At 72.1% G+C, this 15,341-nt stretch carries 16 protein-coding genes; 2 read left to right on the top strand and 14 right to left on the bottom strand.

The genetic code is table 11. The features are described 5' to 3' along the window. The first annotated feature begins 177 nt into the window (after positions 1-177). Complete coding sequence (locus MQP27_RS31900) at positions 178-1,533, top strand: helix-turn-helix domain-containing protein (RefSeq protein ID WP_242770494.1); 1,356 nt, start codon at positions 178-180, stop codon at positions 1,531-1,533. 59 nt (positions 1,534-1,592) lie between these two features. On the opposite strand, the gene MQP27_RS31895 is transcribed toward MQP27_RS31900, so the two are convergent. The 14 genes from MQP27_RS31895 to MQP27_RS31830 all read right to left on the bottom strand — a co-directional run bounded on the left by MQP27_RS31895 (position 1,593) and on the right by MQP27_RS31830 (position 14,090). Beyond that, positions 1,593-2,180 carry a DJ-1/PfpI family protein gene (locus tag MQP27_RS31895; protein WP_242770491.1) on the bottom strand — a complete coding sequence of 196 codons (588 nt, stop codon included), beginning with the start codon at positions 2,178-2,180 and terminating at the stop codon, positions 1,593-1,595. A 2-nt stretch (positions 2,181-2,182) separates the two neighbouring features. Continuing rightward, positions 2,183-3,865 (bottom strand): thiamine pyrophosphate-binding protein, encoded by a 1,683-nt coding sequence (locus MQP27_RS31890; protein WP_242770488.1) that lies wholly within the window; start codon positions 3,863-3,865, stop codon positions 2,183-2,185. A 29-nt stretch (positions 3,866-3,894) separates the two neighbouring features. Beyond that, entirely contained in the window at positions 3,895-4,731 is an 837-nt protein-coding gene (locus MQP27_RS31885; protein WP_242770485.1) for a type 1 glutamine amidotransferase domain-containing protein, read from the bottom strand. A 221-nt stretch (positions 4,732-4,952) separates the two neighbouring features. Continuing rightward, on the bottom strand, positions 4,953-6,611 hold the full coding sequence (gene mdlC, locus MQP27_RS31880) for a benzoylformate decarboxylase (RefSeq protein ID WP_242770482.1): 1,659 nt from the start codon (positions 6,609-6,611) through the stop codon (positions 4,953-4,955). Between the two features lie 5 nt (positions 6,612-6,616). Beyond that, entirely contained in the window at positions 6,617-8,005 is a 1,389-nt protein-coding gene (locus MQP27_RS31875) for an FAD-binding oxidoreductase (protein ID WP_242770479.1), read from the bottom strand. A 512-nt stretch (positions 8,006-8,517) separates the two neighbouring features. Continuing rightward, positions 8,518-8,814: an antibiotic biosynthesis monooxygenase family protein gene (locus MQP27_RS31870; RefSeq protein WP_242770476.1), complete on the bottom strand. Its 297-nt coding sequence runs from the start codon at positions 8,812-8,814 to the stop codon at positions 8,518-8,520. Continuing rightward, positions 8,811-9,443, bottom strand: a complete 633-nt coding sequence (locus MQP27_RS31865) for an NADPH-dependent F420 reductase (protein WP_242770473.1) — start codon at positions 9,441-9,443, stop codon at positions 8,811-8,813. The genes MQP27_RS31870 and MQP27_RS31865 overlap by 4 nt, the downstream gene beginning before the upstream one ends. Positions 9,444-9,455: 12 nt before the next feature. Next, positions 9,456-9,854, bottom strand: a complete 399-nt coding sequence (locus MQP27_RS31860) for a cupin domain-containing protein (protein WP_242770470.1) — start codon at positions 9,852-9,854, stop codon at positions 9,456-9,458. A gap of 10 nt (positions 9,855-9,864) precedes the next feature. Further along, positions 9,865-11,088: an MFS transporter gene (locus MQP27_RS31855; RefSeq protein ID WP_242770467.1), complete on the bottom strand. Its 1,224-nt coding sequence runs from the start codon at positions 11,086-11,088 to the stop codon at positions 9,865-9,867. Further along, a complete protein-coding gene (locus MQP27_RS31850; RefSeq protein ID WP_242770464.1) occupies positions 11,075-11,782 on the bottom strand; it encodes an EthD domain-containing protein in 708 nt (235 codons plus the stop codon). The genes MQP27_RS31855 and MQP27_RS31850 overlap by 14 nt, the downstream gene beginning before the upstream one ends. A gap of 25 nt (positions 11,783-11,807) precedes the next feature. Continuing rightward, positions 11,808-12,116, bottom strand: coding sequence for a muconolactone Delta-isomerase (locus tag MQP27_RS31845; protein WP_030947702.1), 309 nt, complete (start codon positions 12,114-12,116; stop codon positions 11,808-11,810). A 24-nt stretch (positions 12,117-12,140) separates the two neighbouring features. Then, a complete protein-coding gene (locus MQP27_RS31840) occupies positions 12,141-13,175 on the bottom strand; it encodes an ankyrin repeat domain-containing protein (protein WP_242770461.1) in 1,035 nt (344 codons plus the stop codon). Beyond that, positions 13,172-13,609, bottom strand: coding sequence for a nuclear transport factor 2 family protein (locus MQP27_RS31835; RefSeq protein WP_242770458.1), 438 nt, complete (start codon positions 13,607-13,609; stop codon positions 13,172-13,174). Before MQP27_RS31835 ends, MQP27_RS31840 begins: the two co-directional genes overlap by 4 nt. A 28-nt stretch (positions 13,610-13,637) precedes the next feature. Further along, complete coding sequence (locus MQP27_RS31830) at positions 13,638-14,090, bottom strand: nuclear transport factor 2 family protein (RefSeq protein ID WP_242770455.1); 453 nt, start codon at positions 14,088-14,090, stop codon at positions 13,638-13,640. Positions 14,091-14,447: 357 nt separating this feature from the next. Between MQP27_RS31830 and MQP27_RS31825 the strand changes: the two genes are divergently transcribed. After that, complete coding sequence (locus MQP27_RS31825) at positions 14,448-15,341, top strand: LLM class F420-dependent oxidoreductase (protein WP_242770426.1); 894 nt, start codon at positions 14,448-14,450, stop codon at positions 15,339-15,341.

Genomic DNA, 15,341 nt, shown 5'->3' with positions numbered 1-15,341 from the left:
AGAATGAGCAGGAATCGGAATTTCCATTTCCCGTTCCAGCTATCTGGCGACCCAGGCGGAACAGGAGATTTTCGGCCGTGACCGGCAACAGAGCGGTCAGGCCCATTGGCGTGCCCCAGTCATGCTGGTAGTGTGATCTATGACATCTGAAGTCATGTGCTCACTCTGGGAAGCCAAATGGATCAAGCGGAAGGCACATCTCCGGTCGAGGTGGGCAGGCGCATCCGGAACCTTCGCACCAAACTCGGGCTCAAGCAGCAGGATCTCGCCTCGACGGATATTTCCGCGAGCTACATCTCGCTCATCGAATCCGGTAAAAGGGCTCCCTCGGACGCGGTACTGACCGCCCTGGCGGGAAAACTGGGGTGCTCGCCCGATCATCTCCGCTCGGGTCTCGACGACCACACGCTGGAGGACACCCGGCTGAAGCTCGCTTTCGCCGAAATGGCCCTGCGCAACGGGGACAACGGCGAGGCTCTGCAGGCCTTCGGTGAACTCCTCGCCAAGCCCGTGCTGCTGGACGCCAGGATGCTGCTGCGCGCCCGCATCGGCCAGGCGACCGCCCTGGAGAAGCTCGACCGGATCGAGGCGGCCGTCCCGGTGCTGGAGGAGCTGACCAGGAACCCGTCTCTGGCGGCCGGTTCGGACGAGTGGTGCAGGGTCTCGGTCGCCCTCAGCCGCTGCTACCGCAACATGGGCGACATCACCCTGAGCATCGAGATCGGCGAACGGGCCCTGGCCACCCTGGACTCCCTCGGCCTCGACGTCACCGTGGACCACGTCCAGGTCGGCGCCACGCTGATCGGCTCGTACCTCATGCGCGGTGACGTCACCCGCGCCCATCTGCTCGCCCAGAAGCTGATCCCGGTCGCCGAGGAACACGGCGGACGGGCCGGCCGGGGCGCCGTCTACTGGAACGCGGGGCTGGTCGCCCTCTCCCGGCGGCAGCTGCCCGAGGCGCTCGCGCTCACCGAGCGGGCGCTGGCGATGATGGCCGACGACGACAACCTGCGGCACGTGGCGATGCTCAAGACGACCGTCGCCTGGCTGGAGCTGCAGTCCGAGGTGCCCGATCCCGCGCGCGCCCTCGAACTGCTGGAGGACGCGGGCGGCACCCTCAGCGAGGTCGGCACGGCCGTGGAGCAGGCCAGGTGCGAGATCTGCCTGATCGACGCGAACACCCAGCTCGGCCGGTGGGACGAGGCCGCCGCGCACGCCCGGCGGGCGCTCGGACTGCTCAGCTCCGGCCCCCGGGTGGAGGCGGTCGGGGCGCGGGTGCGGCTCGCCGAGATCCATCTGCTGCGCGGCGAGACGGACGAGGGCCTGCAGGGTCTGCACGCGGCGACCCGTCAGCTCAGGCACTTCGCGCCGTCGTACGAGACCGCGCAGGAGTGGCGTCACCTCGGCGACGTGTGGAAGCGGCAGGGCCGCACCAAGGAGGCGCTCGACGCGTACGACCAGGCGCTGCAGGCCTCCGGGATGCCCATGACGTACGACCCCGCGCAGGTCCTCGCCAAGCAGCACCAGGACTGATCCGGCCGGTGCGGACCGGGCGGCTCGGCCGGCCCGGTCCCTTCCCCCGTGACTCCTCATCAGCCCACCGTGCCTCTGGGACGGCCGGCGAGCAGGTCGATGATGGTGCGGGCGAAGAGGTGGCAGTGCTCGCCGGTGCGGGCGGTGACCAGGTCGTCGTCGACGACCACGTCCTGGTCGACGTACTCGCCGCCCATGTTGCGCAGGTCGCCCAGCAGGTTGTTGTGGACCACGGCACGCCGGCCGCGGACCAGCCCGGCGACCGGCGCCGCGAGCCACATGCCGTGGCAGATGACGCCCTTGAGGATGGCCGGGTCGGCGAAGGCGCGGCGCAGGAAGCGGGCGGCGGGCGGGAGTCGGGCGGGGTCCTCGGTGTAACGCAGGCGGTCGGCGACCATGCCGGAGGGGACGATGACCGCGCTGAACTCCTTGAGCGCGAACTCGTCGACGTCCTCGAAGGACTCGGTGACCGTGAACGGCATGCGGTGCTCGTGCCCCTGGAAGGTCATCTCCTCCTGGCCCCACAGCCGGGACAGGAAGTGCACCTCGGCGCCCTCCTCCGGGAAGCGGTGGCGGTAGTAGAGGATCTCGGGTTCGTAGAAGTCGCTCTCCATCAGTACGGCGATCTTGTGACCCGTCAGTCGCACCGCTACCGTCCCCTCCCCCGCCGCTCGGTCACCAGGTCGATCAGGAACGGGCCGCGGTGCGCGAGCGCCTCGGCGACGGCCGCGCGCACCTGGCCCGGCTTCTCCACGCGCAGCGCGGGCACGCCCAGCGACCTCGACAGGGCGACGAAGTCGACGGCCGGCCGGGAGAGGTCGAAGATCTCCGGGTACTCGTGCGCGGCGATGCCCTGCTCGCCCCAGTACTGGCCGATGTTGAGCTCCAGCAGCTTGTAGCCGCTGTTGTTGCAGACGACGAGCTTGGCGCCGATGTCGTACCGGGCCGCCGTCCACAGGGCCTGGAAGGTGTAGAGGCTGCCGCCGTCGCCGGTGAAGCCGACGACCGTGCTGTCCGGACGGGCCAGTTGGGCGCCCAGCGCGCCCGGGATGCCGACGCCCAGGGAGCCGCCGCGGGTCTGGTGCCAGCGGCCGGGCTCGGCGGCGGGGAGGGGGCCGAAGAGGTCCGGGGACGCGGTGAGGGACTCGTCGAACAGGACGACGTCGTCCGGGAGTTGGGCGGCGAGTTCCTCGGCGAAGGCAATGTGCGGCAGCTCCTGGGCCGCGGCCCGCTCACGGGCGGTGCGGGCGGCGGCCGTCCGGGCCTCGGCGCGTTCGGCGGCGCCCCGGCGCAGCCGGTCCGCGGCGGCCGTACGCTCCGCACGGCTCATCCGTGCCTCGATGGCGTCGGCGAGCAGCGCGAGGGACCGCTTCGGGTCGGCCACCAGACCGAGGTCGACCGGGAAGTTCTTGGCGATGGCGTCCGTGTCGAGATCGATGTGGACCACCGGCACGCCCGCGCCGAAGACGCCGTACAGGGCCGGGAAGACCTCGGGCAGCGCGTAGGTGCCGCAGAGCAGGACGGCGTCGGCCGCCTCGGTGATACGGCGGCTGCTCTCGCCGAACATGTGGCCCAACTGGCCCGCGTAGGCGGGGTGTCGGTCCGAGAGGTTGGCCTCGGCCCAGTCCGCGCCCCACACCTCGGCGCCCCACACCTCCGCCAGCCGGCCCAACTCGGCCTGGGCGCCCGCGAAGTGGATCCCGTCGCCCGCGATCACGATCGGCCTGCGCGCGTCGGCCAGCAGCTCGGCCGCACGCTCCAGCGACCCGGCGTCTGGCGCGGAGGCGGTGTCGGGATAGGTCACCGGCACCGCCTCCTCGCTCGTGGGCCGGTCCATCACGTCGGCGGGGAGGACGACGAGGACCGGCCCGTACGGCGGGGTGCCGGCCACCTTGAAGGCGCGGCGCAGCACCCTGAGCGTGGAGTCGGGATCGACCACGCGGGTCGCCCACTTGGTCACCGGTTCGGCCATGGCGACCAGGTCGGCGGCCATCTGGGCCTCCATGGCCTCGTAGCGCAGGCCGGCCTCGCCGGCCACCACCACGAGCGGGGCGTGGCCGCGTTTGGCCTGGTAGAGCATGCCGATGCCGTTGCCGAGGCCCACGCCGGAGTGCAGCTGGACGACCGCCGGGCGGCGGGTGGCGCGGGCATGGCCGTCCGCCATGCCGACGGCGACGGACTCCTGCAGGGTGAGCACGTACTCGATCGCCGGGAAGTGGCGCAGTTCGTCCAGGAAGCCCTGCTCGACCGTGCCGGGGTTGCCGAACATGTACGGCACCCCTTCGGCCACCAGCTGCTCCAGGAACGCCGCCCGGGCCGGCCTGCTGTCCATGGGTCTGCCTCCTCGTGAACGGCTGTCGGCTAGGCGGACTTGAAGCCCCACTGGCGCAGGCCCTGGTCGAGGACCTCGACCGTCTTCTGGCCGGTGAGGTAGGAGTCGGGGGTCGAACGCCCGGTGATGAAGGGGTAGTCGACGATGACCGAGGTGGTCTTGCCGAAGTTGCCGTGGTAGGCGCCGCCGGGTGCGGTCGCGTCGCGCAGGATGTACTCCAGCGGGTACGGCGGCGGGCCCATGTTGAAGTCGGTGCCGACGAAGCCGGTGCCGTCGAGGTAGTCGTACTCGATGCAGTGACCGGTGACGTGCTTGCCGCGGATGATGCTCTCGCGGTCCTCCTGGTCGCGGGCGAAGGCCAGACAGGCCACGCCGTAGCACTCGGCGGCGATCGGGCGGTCGAGGGCGTGGAAGGCGAGGATCAGGTCGTGGACGCGCCAGTTGTTGGCGAGGTCGACGATCGGGCCGCTGCCACCGACGACCAGGAGGGCGTCGTAGCGGTCGGCGATCTGGTCGCGGACCTTCTCCAGGCGGGTGTTGTAGGCCTCCCAGTCGCGCAGGAAGTACGGCTTGGAGCGGTAGGGCCGGTCCGGGAGCCAGGAGGAGAGGTCGAGCGGGTTGTCGAGGCGGTCGGAGGCCTCCACGGCCTTGACCTTCGCGGCCATCTCGGGCGTGGTGACGGAGCGGCCCAGCGGCGGGTCGACGTAGTCGGGGTCCATGCTCGGGGGCAGCGCCACCGGCCGCTTGCCGGTCGGGGTGGCGAAGGTGATGTGGTAGCCCGCCTTGTCGAAGGTCTCCAGGGGGCCGATGAGTTCCTCGCCCCAGTAGCCGTACTCGGACAGGACGACGAGGATGCGCCTGCTCATGGGGTTCCTCTCGGTCGGCGTCGGTTCGTACGCGTGAACCGCCGAACTCATGTCTAGTTTTCGGGCTTCGGCCGGTACCAGACGGGAGGGCGCCGGGTGCCGCACATCCCCAAGTGGCAGACCGCACTACGGCAAATCGAGCCTTGGACTGGGCTGTTGTCCCATGCGCAACGAAGACGCCCCCCGCTGGGCGGAGGGCGTCCGGTGTCGCGTCGCGGGCGTCAGAGACGGAAGAGGCCCGGGTCGGCGACCACGACGTCCAGCAGGACCGGTCCGTCGGCCGTCAGGGCGGTGCGCAGGGCCTCGCGCAGGCCCTCGGGGCTCTCGACGCGTTCGCCGCGCACGCCGAAGCCTCGGGCCAGCTGGGCCATGTCGACGCCGCTGAGGTCCCAGCCCTTCTGCCAGGACTTCTGGTCCTGGAGGTAGTACTTGAGGGACAGGTAGCCGGAGTTGTCGGGGATGACGAAGGTGACCGGCAGCTGGTGCTGGGCCGCGGTCCACAGGGCGTGCAGGGTGTACTGGGCCGAGCCCTCGCCGACGACCACCACGGCCCGCTTCTCCGGGTGTGCGAGGGCGTAGCCGACGGCGCCGGCGAAGGGGAAGCCGAGGGCGCCGCTGGCGGTGGCGAAGTAGCCGTTGTCCGCGCCGAGCGGGATCTGCTCGTGGAAGTCGGCGCGGGCGATGGGCAGTTCCTCGAACAGCTGGGCGTCGGCGGGGAGTTCCTGCGACAGGACGTGGAAGAGGTACGCCTGGGTCAGCGGGGTCGAGGGTTCGGGGACCGCCACCGGCTCGCGGACGGGGGCGAGTTCGGTGCGCTCGCGCTCGGAGACCAGCGGGACGAGTCCCTTGACGACCGCGCCGGGCGGGGCGACGAAGCTCTGGTCGGCGAGCGTCGCGGCGGCCGCCTGCGGATTGTCGGTGACGTGCAGGAACCGTACGTCCGGGGTGAGTTGGGGCCGCGGGGTGCGGTCCAGGTCGGCGGGCGCGGTGGAGAACAGGTCCCAGGCGGTGAACAGGGTGAACGCGGGGCCGCCGAGGACGACGACCACGTCGTGCTGGGCGGCGAGCCGCTCGTTGACCAGCTCCGGGATGGGCGGCAGGACTCCGGCGAAGAGCGGGTGGTCCTCCGGGAAGGCGCCGCGGTTCCACACGGGGGCGCCCCACACACGGGCGTTGAGCTTCTCGGCGAGCGCGATCAGGTCGCCGCGCGCGCCCTGGGCGTCCACCGGTCCGCCGGCCACCAGGCCGGGCCGCTCGGCGCCGTCCAGGGCCGCCGCGATCCGCGCCAGGACCGCCGGGTCCGGTACGACGGCGCTCTCGACCTGGGCTATGCGCACCGGCTCCGGGTCGGCCGGGCGGACCCAGTCGTCCTCGGGGACGGCGACGAACACCGGGCCCTGCGGGGCCTGTTTGGCGATCTGGTAGGCCTGGGCGATCAGCGCGGGCACGTCCTGCGGGCGGCCGGGTTCGCCGGCCCACTTGATGTACGGCCTGGGCAGCTGGGTGGCGTCCTTGGCGACCAGGAAGGGGTCGCCGAGCAGCATCTTGCGGGCCTGCTGGCCGCCGAGGATGACCATCGGGGTGTTGGCGGCGGCCGCGGTGTAGACGCTGCCCATGGCGTTGCCGAGGCCGGGGCCGCCGTTGATGAGGACGAGGGCGGGTTCGCCGGTGCCCTGGGCGTAGCCGTCGGCCATGCCGACGACGGCGGCCTCCTGCAGGCCCATGACGAAGCGGAACTCGTCCTCGGGCCAGTACTCGAACAGCTTCATCTCGGTGTGGCTGGGGTTGCTGAACACGGTCGTCAGGCCGAGGGCGCGCAGGACGTCGAGGGTCGCGTCCCGCACGGTCCGGGAGGGGGCCGCTTCGTTGGTGGCGGTCATGGTGATCAGGCTCCTGGGTTGGGGTCGGTCGGTTCGAGCGCCGCCACCGCGCTGAAGAGGCGGTCCGGGTCGTAGCGTTCCTTGACCTTCAGCAGCCGTCCGGCGCCCGGGCCGAACGCGGCTGTGGCGCGCTGGTGTTCCTCCGGGCCGAGCAGGTTGGGGTAGCCGCCGGGCAGGGCGTGTCCGGCGAACGCGGCGGACACCTGGTGCGCCCAGCGGCGGTGCGGGGCCGCGGGCGCCGCGGGGTCCCAGGCGGCGCCGATCTCGACGAGCAGGTGGTCGCGGCGCAGCGCGAAGGCGGTGTCCCCGGCGGGGACGCGGCTCGCGGCGCCGTGGAAGTGGTGGACGTACATGCCGGAGTACGGCGAGGTGGCCGTGGCGGCCGCGTCGACGACCGACTCGACGGCCTCGTCGGTGAGTTCGGGCAGCCAGCGGGTGGCGACCTCGTTGTGCCGGCCGTCGACGACGACCTGGTCGAACATGCCGAGGACGGCCGCGTACTCCTGCGGGCAGACGCGTCCGGCGAGGGGCTTGCCGAGGGCGTCGAAGCGGTCGATGACGCGGCGGCCCTCGGCGATGTCCCCGCACCAGACCGGCAGCAGATAGACGAGCGGCTGTCCGTCGGGGCCGCCGAAGAAGCCGGTCATGACGGTGAGTTCGTCGGCGGCGGTGGCGATGATGTCGCGGTAGCCGCGCAGGACGGAGGCGGCTCGGGCGAGCGGGTGCAGGATCATGCCGGCCAGTACCGTGCCGATCGGGTGCAGGCGGACGCGCAGTTCGGTGACGACGCCGAAGTTGCCGCCTCCGCCGCGCAGCGCCCAGAACAGGTCCGCGTTCTCGTCGGCGCTCGCGACGACCGGGCGGCCGTCGGCGAGAACGACGCGGGCGGAGACCAGGTTGTCCAGCGCGAGTCCGCACTTGCCGGCGAGCAGGCCGTAGCCGCCGCCGAGGGCGAGACCGGCGAAGCCGACCGCCTTGACGGTGCCGGTGACCGGGGCGAGCCCGAAGGCGCGGGTCGCCTCGACGAGGTCGCCGGCCCGGGCGCCGCCCTGGGCCACGGCGGTGCCGGACGCCCGGTCGACGGTGACGCGCCGCAGGTCGGCGAGGTCGATCACCAGGCCGCCGTCCACGGTGGCCCGGCCCGCCCAGTCGTGGCCGCCGCCGCGCACGGACAGCGGCAGGCCGTGGGTCCGGGCGATGCGGACCGCCCAGGTCACGTCGGTCTCGTCGGCGGGGCGGACGATCACCGCGGGCCGCGCCTCGACCGCGCCGTTCCACAGGCGCCGGGCCGGCTCGTAGGCCGCGTCGCCCGCCGCGAGCACACCACCACGCAGGGTGGTGCGCAGGGCGCGTACGGCGGCCGCCGACGCGGGAGTGGTCGTTGAGGGTGCCATGGCTCCACCACTTCTCGTCCGGTCCGGGGGATGGAGGGACGGTCCAGGGGATGGTCGGGGGCGGGAACGGGCCGCGCGGGTCCGGGGAACGGATCGTGCGGTCCGGGGACGGGCCGCGCGGGCTCGGCGGACGGAACGGACGGGCCGGGGACGGGCGGCGCGGGCTCGGCGGACGGATCGGGCGGTCCGGGGACGGGCCGGGCGGACCCGGCGGACGGATCGGGCGGTCCGGGGACGGGCCGCGCGGGCCCGGCGGACGGATCGGCAGGCTGCGGACGGACCACCGCGAGAGTCCGGCCGACGAATCGGGCAGGCTGCGGACGGACCGCGACAGTCCGGCCGACGGATCGGACAGGCCGCAGACGAACCGCGCCGGGGTCTGGCCGACGGATCGGACAGGCCGCGGACGGGCCGCGCTGGCTCGGCGGAGGGATTGTGCGGGTCGGGGATGGATCGGGCCGGCCCCGGGTCCCTCACAGTCCTGGAGCCGGCCCGGCGGGAGGAGGCGCGCCTCAGCTCTCGATCAGCTCGTAGCGGCCCGGCTGTACGGTCTCCAGGTCGACGGCGGCGAGGAAGGACTGTGTCTCGGGGGCGCCGAAGAACGCGGCGATGGTGGCCTCGGCGTCCTCGGGGGTCGCCCAGTGGACGGTCACCAGGTACTCGCCGTCGGCGCCGCGGGCGGTGGAGCGGGCCAGGAAACCCGGCCGCGCCTGGAGGTACTCCTTCTCCATGGTCCGGTTGCGGTCCTGGAAGTCGGCGTCCCCGACCTCCGGGCGCAGCTTGAACCTGATGGTCTCGACGATGGTCATGTGCTCCACCTCTCCTGTGCGGTACGGGCGTCGAGGGGACGGTTGAAGACGGGCGTGCCCGGCTGCTGCCGGCGCCCGCCCGTGCCGAGGGGGCCCGTCCGGACGACCGCGAACCCGAGCTCCTCCAGGAGCGCGGCCACGGTCCCGTCGGCCTCGGTGTCGTCGCCCGCCACGAACAACGCGGTCCGCTCCTCGCGGGGTGCGCCGGGCCGGGCGAGGTCGAGCAGGTACTTGTAGTTGAGGGTGTTGACGGCCTTCACCAGCCGGGAGTCCGGGAGGTGGGCCGCGATCAACTCGGAGGACGTGGTCCGGTCCTCCTCCAGCTCGGGAAAGATCCCGTCCCGGCCGGGGGTGTAGTTGGTGGTGTCGACGACGACCTTCCCGGCGAGCGCGCCGGCCGGGAGGGTCTCGTACGCCCCGAACGGAATGGCCACGAAGACGAGCGGGTCACCGAAGGCGATCGCCTCCTCGACGCTCGCCGCCCGCGCCCGCCCGCCCAGTTCGCCGACGAGCCCGGCGAGGGAGCCGGGGCCGCGCCGGTTGGCGAGGGCGACCTCGTGTCCGGCGGCGGTGAGCAGCCGGGCCAGCGTGGAGCCGATCTCGCCGCTGCCCAGGATGCCGATCCTCATGTACGGGTCCTCTCAGCTGCCCGGACGGTTGTACGCGTACGACTCGTTGGTGTCGGACTCGTCCGGGACGAACTCGGTGACGACGTCCTTGGCCGCGTGGATGTTGACCATGCGGGCGCGTCCGGGGCCGAGGTTGGCGAACTTGTGCGGCATCCCGGCCGGTACGACGCAGATGTCGTCCGGGGTGGCGTCGACGGTGTCGCCGCCCGCCTCCAGTCGTACCGTCCCCTCGACGACGACGAAGATCTCCTCGTAGGGGTGGGTGTGGCGCGGCGGTCCGGCGTCGGTGGCGACGTCGACGATGAACGCCGAGACGCTGAGGCCGGGATGGTCGCTGGCGTTGAGGATGTGGGCGGCCACCTCGCCGTTGATCTGCACGGTGGGCAGGCTGTTCTTCGCGATGATCTGCACGGGTCGCTCCTCAGAGGGGATCGGAGACCGGGTCGGCCACGGGGGACAGCGGCCGGGCCGGCTCGTCGGCCGCCGGGCGCAGTCGTGTGGCCGCCCAGGTCGCGGGCAGGGCGACGACCATGACGATCAGGGCCAGGACGAACACGGAGTCGACGCCGTGGCTCTCCACCGCCCAGCCGCCCGCCGCCGCTCCCCCGGCGATGCCGGCGTTGACCGCAGAGGCGCCGAGGGTGGCCGCGAGGTCGCCGCCGGGTCCGGCGAGGGTGATCACCCGCAGCTGGAAGGAGGGCACGAGCCCGAAGCCGACCAGCCCCCACACGGCGAGGGCGACCGCGGTCAGGGCCGCGTTGTCGCCGACGTAGTGCAGGGCGGTGAGGATGAGGGCGAGCGCGATGTTGGCGACGACGAGCGTGGTCGCCGCGCCCCGGTCCGCGAACCGGCCGCCGCCGAACACGCCCACGGCGCTGGCGATTCCGTACACGAGGAGGAAGGCGCTGACGGCTCCGCCGGAGATGCCGGTGACGTCCTCCAGGTAGGAGGCGAGGTAGGTGAAGGCCGCGAACTGGCCGCCGAGCAGCAGCAGTCCGACGCCGAGCTGGGCCAACACCCTTGGCGCGAAGGCGTGTTTGGCCTGTGCGCCGAGCCCGGTGGGTCCGGTGATGCCGATCCGCGGCACGAGGGCGAGGGTGGCGACCAGGGCCACCGCGCCCAGCGCGACGATGCCGACGAAGGTGGCCTGCCAGCCGATCGCGTTGCCGACCAGGGTGCCCAGCGGCACGCCGATGACGGTCGACACCGCGATCCCGCCGAACACCATGGCCACGGCCCGGCCCTGCTGCCCGGCGGGCACCAGGTGCGCGGCGAGCGCGGAGGCCACGCCGATGAACAGGCCGTGGATGGCGCCGGTGATGACGCGGGCCACGATCAGCGCGCCGAAGCTGGTGGTGAGCGCGGCGAGCAGGTTGCCGACGAGGAACACCGACAGCGCCGACCACAGCAGCGTGTGGCGGCCGAGGCGGATGGTCGCGGCCGTCAGCAGTGGACCGCCGATGCAGATGCCGAGGGCGTAGGCGGTGACGAGCAGGCCGGCCGTGCCGACCGAGACACCGGTGTCCTCGGCGATGAGATTGAGGATGCCGACGATGACGAGTTCGGCCGTACCGATGACGAAGGCTCCCAGGGCGAGGGTGCCCAGGGCCAGTTGGGTACGCCGAGGGTTCTCAGCCGTGTTCACGTGCGCTGTCCTCCGAGCCGATGATCCAGTGCTCCTTGACCGCCATGTGGTGCAGATAGCGGGGCTGCACGAAGGTGACGAGGTCGTCCTTGGCCCGCGCGTACTCCTCGGAGGCGGCGGCCTTCTCCAGGTCTTCGAGGCTGTCGAAGGAGAGCAGGTAGGCCGCGTCGAGGAGGGCCTCGCCGATGGCGTAGGCGCCGTCGCGGGTGAAGCACTGCAGGTAGCGGCGCAGGCCGGGCACCTGGAGCATCAGCTCGGCGTGCGCGCCGAGGCTGCGCTCGCGGAACTGCTCCACGGTGGTGCCCTCGTTCCGCTTCACCAGGGCGACGATCTTCACGCCGTCCGCGGGCGCCGGGTGGTCCCCGGCCCGCAGGACGTGCGCGTCGGTGTCGAGGACGACGGTCCGCCAGAAGGCGGCCCACCTCGGCTCGTCGAGCCGGGCGCCCTCCAGGAACTCGGGGGTCTGCAGGGAGGCGAGCTGCTCCTGCTCGTTCTCCAGCCAGATCTCCGCGATGCCGCTCCACAGGGGGTCCTCGGGCTCCGGCCCGAAGGGGATGCGGGTGTCGATCAGGTACTTCCTGATCTGCGGGATCCTGCTCGCGTACTGCACGGCGTGGGTGTTGACCCAGTAGTCCTGGAACTCCTGCTCGGACATGCCGGGTTTGGGGTGGGCGAAGATCAGCTGGTGGATCATGGCCATCTCCAGAAGAAGTGGACGGTCAGACCTTGTAGGCCTTCTTGACGTCCTCGGCGAAGCCGAGGTAGTCCCGCAGCGGCCAGACCTCCTCGAACTCGAGGTACTCGCGCATCGGCAGCCGGCCGAGCGCGGTCCGGTCCAGCTCCTCGGCGCTCGGGGACTCGATGATCCCGATCACCCGCTTCTGCGCGGCGACCTTCCACAGGCCGACCGCGAAGCCGGAGTCGAGGGTCTCCTGGGCGTGCTCGGCCTCTTCGCGCTCGATCTCCCAGAGCTCGTCCAGGGAGATCCGTCCCTCGTGGTTCCAGCGCATCTGGACGTAGAACAACATCGGGGTTCCTTAGGGCAGTTGGGGTTACGACGCGACGAGCGCCGTCAGCCGCCGCGTGATCGGGTCGTCGTCGCCGAAGACCTCGACGGCGAGGTCGAGCGGGGTCTTGCCGTCGTGGCCGACCAGGTCGGTGCGGGCGCCCGCGTCCAGCAGGACGGTCACGCAGTCGGCGTAGCCGTGCCACAGGGCGTCGTGCAGCGGGGTGTAGCCGTTGGTGGCGCCCTGGAAGTCGAGGTCGATGCCGGGGTGGGCGACCAGGTCGGCGGTGATGCCGGTGTGGCCGTTGTAGACGGCCTTGTGCAGGGGTACCGCGCCGAAGCAGGGCTCGACGGCGTTGATGTCGGCGCCCGCGGCGAGCAGCAGCTGGACGATCTCGCCGTGGCCGTCGCGGGAGGCGACGAGCAGCGGGGTGTGGGCGTCGTTGAAGCCGTTGAGGAAGGGGGCGCGGGCGTCCACCTCGGCGCCGTCGGCGAGGAGTTGACGTACCTTCTCGGCGTCCCCGGCGGCGGTGGCCGCCATCAGGGGCTGGGCCTCGACGGTGTTCGCGTCGTGCTCGCGGCGCTCCTTGAGGAGCTGCTCGGCGCGCAGGAGCTTGTCCTTGCCGAAGGTGTTGACGTTCAGCTCGTAGGCGAAGTGCTCCTCCAGCGAGAAGCCGTAGTGGGTGTGGAGCTTGAGGCCGGCGCCCTGGTCGAGGAGGTACTCCACGAGGTCCGGGTACTTGTACCAGAGGGCGTCCATCAGCGGGGTGTGCCCGGTGGTGGGGGCGACGGCGTCCACGAAGGCGCCGGCCTCGACGAGTTGCCGGGTGACGTCGAGGCTGCCGCCCTGGCAGGCCTTGTGCAGCGCGGTGGCGCCGGCGCGGCTGTCGGCGGTGTGGACGTCGGCGCCGGAGGCGAGGAGCGTCGCGACGGTGGCCGGGTCGGCCTGGCCCGCGGCGATCATCAGGACGGTGAGCCCGGAGGAGTGCTCCCGGGTGCTCGGGTCGGCGCCCGCGTCGAGCAGCCGCCTGACGTCCTCGGCGGCGCGGGCGCGTACGGCCGCGACGAGCTCGGCGCTCATGAGGTCACCGCCCCGCCGCGGATGGCGCGGATGATCTGGGAGGGGTCGGTGTGGGACTCCCAGCGGACGATCCGGCCGTCGCGTACGGTCAGCCAGTGGGTGAAGATGATCTCGAAGTCGATGCCGGTCTCCTTGACCCGGGAGATCTCGTGGATGATCCCGGCGGCCTTCTCGCCCTCGACGACGAGGTCGAGCAGCTCCTCGGAGATCACGTCGCACTGTCCGGCGAACACCCCGACGCTGTCGGCCACTTCGGTGCTGGAGTGCAGGGTGCCGATCCACTTCATGTCGTCGTTGTAGCCGGGCACGGGGCGGTAGTTGATCCATTCGACGTCGTCGGCGAGGAGCCCGAGCGCGGTGCCGAAGTCGCCGCTGGTCAGGGCGGCGAACCACCGCTTGGCCACGTCCCGGGTCTGCTCGGTGAGGTCGCTCATGTCGTCTCCTTGCGGCCGCCGTTGCGGCCTACTGGCTGTCCGGAGGGGTCATGATCTGCTGGTTGCCGTCCGCCCACAGGGCCGTCATCACCACGCCGGCGATGCGCCAGCCGGCGGTGGTGCGGGCCAGGTCGAAGCGGTAGCGGCCGCCGAGCGTCCAGGTCGCGCCGCCGTACGCGTTGGGCAGCAGGTGGGTGGCCTGGAAGTGGGCGGTGACCACCGCTTCGTCCCCGCGCACCTCGGCGATCTGGTTGCCGATCATGTGCTGGGTCGCCCTGAGGTGGCCGAGCCCGGCCCGCCAGTCGGCGATGATCCGGTCGGGCGTGCTCGTGGACGGCTGCCCGCCGAACAGGCTCGTGTAGTCCAGCGTCACCTTCTCCGCGAGCAGGGCCGGGAGGGCGTCCCACTGCCGCAGGTCGACGTGCCACAGCATCCGGGTGCAGGTCTCGATGGCGTCGAGCCGGTCTTCGGCGGGACTCATGGTCAACTCCGTTGGCATGCCGTGGTGTTGGGCGAGGCGGTCCCGGCCGACGCTAGTGAGGGGGTCCGGGCGCGAGGTCCCGGTGCGGTGCCCGACCGGCACACTCTGCGAGCTCCGACCCGGTACTACGTCAGTTCATTTGATCTGACAGGTCACTTGACGCAGTGTCATTCCCCGTCTGACGGAGTGCCCGGCTCCGGGTGCCGGGCGCGCTCCGTGCGTGGCGCGGGGCGGTGAGGGTGGGACGACGACGGGATCGACCCACGAGGAGGAACCGATGGTGAACGCCGCAGGGAACAGGCGCGGGACATCCGGCGAGGACGACGGCTGGGGTCTGGTCGGCTAGGCGGCCGGACCATGCGGAACCGCACAGCCATGCGGATCGGGGCGGTGTTCCCGCAGACGGAGATCGGCGCGGACCCGGGCGCCGTGCGCGCGTGGGCGGAGGCGGTGGAGGGGCTGGGATTCCAGCACGCGGTCGCCTTCGACCACGTGCTCGGCGCCGGCACCGCGAGCCGCCCCGGCTGGTACGGCTACACCAGTGACGACCTCTTCCACGAGGTCTTCGTGCTGTTCGGCTACCTCGCCGGTGTCACCCGCTCGCTGGAGCTGGTCACCGGCGTCCTGGTGCTCCCGCAGCGCCAGACGGCACTGGTCGCCAAGCAGGCGGCGGAGGTCGACGTGCTCAGCGGCGGCCGGCTGCGACTGGGCGTGGGCATCGGCTGGAACCGGGTGGAGTACGACGCCCTCGGCGCGGCCTTCACCGACCGGGGCGCCCGGAGTGCCGAGCAGGTGGAGGCGCTGCGGGCGCTGTGGACGTCCCCGACGGTCACCTTCGAGGGCCGCTGGCACCGGATCGAGGACGCCGGGATCCTCCCGCGGCCCGTACGGGGCCGTATCCCCGTGTGGTTCGGCGGGGAGGCGGAGCCGGTGCTGCGGCGGGTGGGACGCCTCGGGGACGGCTGGCTGCCGCAGCGCCCGCCGGACGAGGCGGCGCGGGCGGCGGTGGGGCGGGTGCGCTCGTACGCCGTGCAGGCGGGCCGGGATCCGTCCCGGCTGGGCTTCGAGGCCCGGCTGAAGCTCTCGGAGGTGCCGGAGGCCAAGTGGCCGGACTTCGTGGCCGGTTGGCGTGACCTGGGGGCGACGCATCTGTGTCTGAGCACGATGGGAATGGGGCTGGGAACGGTGGACGACCACATCCGCACGCTCCGCAGCACCCTCCGCGAACTGGCGCCGATCGCCCGTGAATGA

The organism is Streptomyces cylindrosporus (genome assembly GCF_022698165.1).
In the GTDB taxonomy this organism is placed as follows: domain Bacteria; phylum Actinomycetota; class Actinomycetes; order Streptomycetales; family Streptomycetaceae; genus Streptomyces; species Streptomyces cylindrosporus.
This window is presented reverse-complemented; position numbering and strand designations above follow the sequence as displayed.

Coding starts and splice junctions, on each gene's coding strand:
- MQP27_RS31900 (WP_242770494.1), top strand. CDS start 178: ATGGATCAAGCGGAAGGCACATCTCCGGTCGAGGTGGGCAGGCGCATC.
- MQP27_RS31890 (WP_242770488.1), bottom strand. CDS start 3,865: ATGGACAGCAGGCCGGCCCGGGCGGCGTTCCTGGAGCAGCTGGTGGCC.
- MQP27_RS31885 (WP_242770485.1), bottom strand. CDS start 4,731: ATGAGCAGGCGCATCCTCGTCGTCCTGTCCGAGTACGGCTACTGGGGC.
- mdlC (WP_242770482.1), bottom strand. CDS start 6,611: ATGACCGCCACCAACGAAGCGGCCCCCTCCCGGACCGTGCGGGACGCG.
- MQP27_RS31875 (WP_242770479.1), bottom strand. CDS start 8,005: ATGGCACCCTCAACGACCACTCCCGCGTCGGCGGCCGCCGTACGCGCC.
- MQP27_RS31870 (WP_242770476.1), bottom strand. CDS start 8,814: ATGACCATCGTCGAGACCATCAGGTTCAAGCTGCGCCCGGAGGTCGGG.
- MQP27_RS31865 (WP_242770473.1), bottom strand. CDS start 9,443: ATGAGGATCGGCATCCTGGGCAGCGGCGAGATCGGCTCCACGCTGGCC.
- MQP27_RS31850 (WP_242770464.1), bottom strand. CDS start 11,782: ATGATCCACCAGCTGATCTTCGCCCACCCCAAACCCGGCATGTCCGAG.
- MQP27_RS31845 (WP_030947702.1), bottom strand. CDS start 12,116: ATGTTGTTCTACGTCCAGATGCGCTGGAACCACGAGGGACGGATCTCC.
- MQP27_RS31840 (WP_242770461.1), bottom strand. CDS start 13,175: ATGAGCGCCGAGCTCGTCGCGGCCGTACGCGCCCGCGCCGCCGAGGAC.
- MQP27_RS31835 (WP_242770458.1), bottom strand. CDS start 13,609: ATGAGCGACCTCACCGAGCAGACCCGGGACGTGGCCAAGCGGTGGTTC.
- MQP27_RS31830 (WP_242770455.1), bottom strand. CDS start 14,090: ATGAGTCCCGCCGAAGACCGGCTCGACGCCATCGAGACCTGCACCCGG.
- MQP27_RS31825 (WP_242770426.1), top strand. CDS start 14,448: ATGCGGAACCGCACAGCCATGCGGATCGGGGCGGTGTTCCCGCAGACG.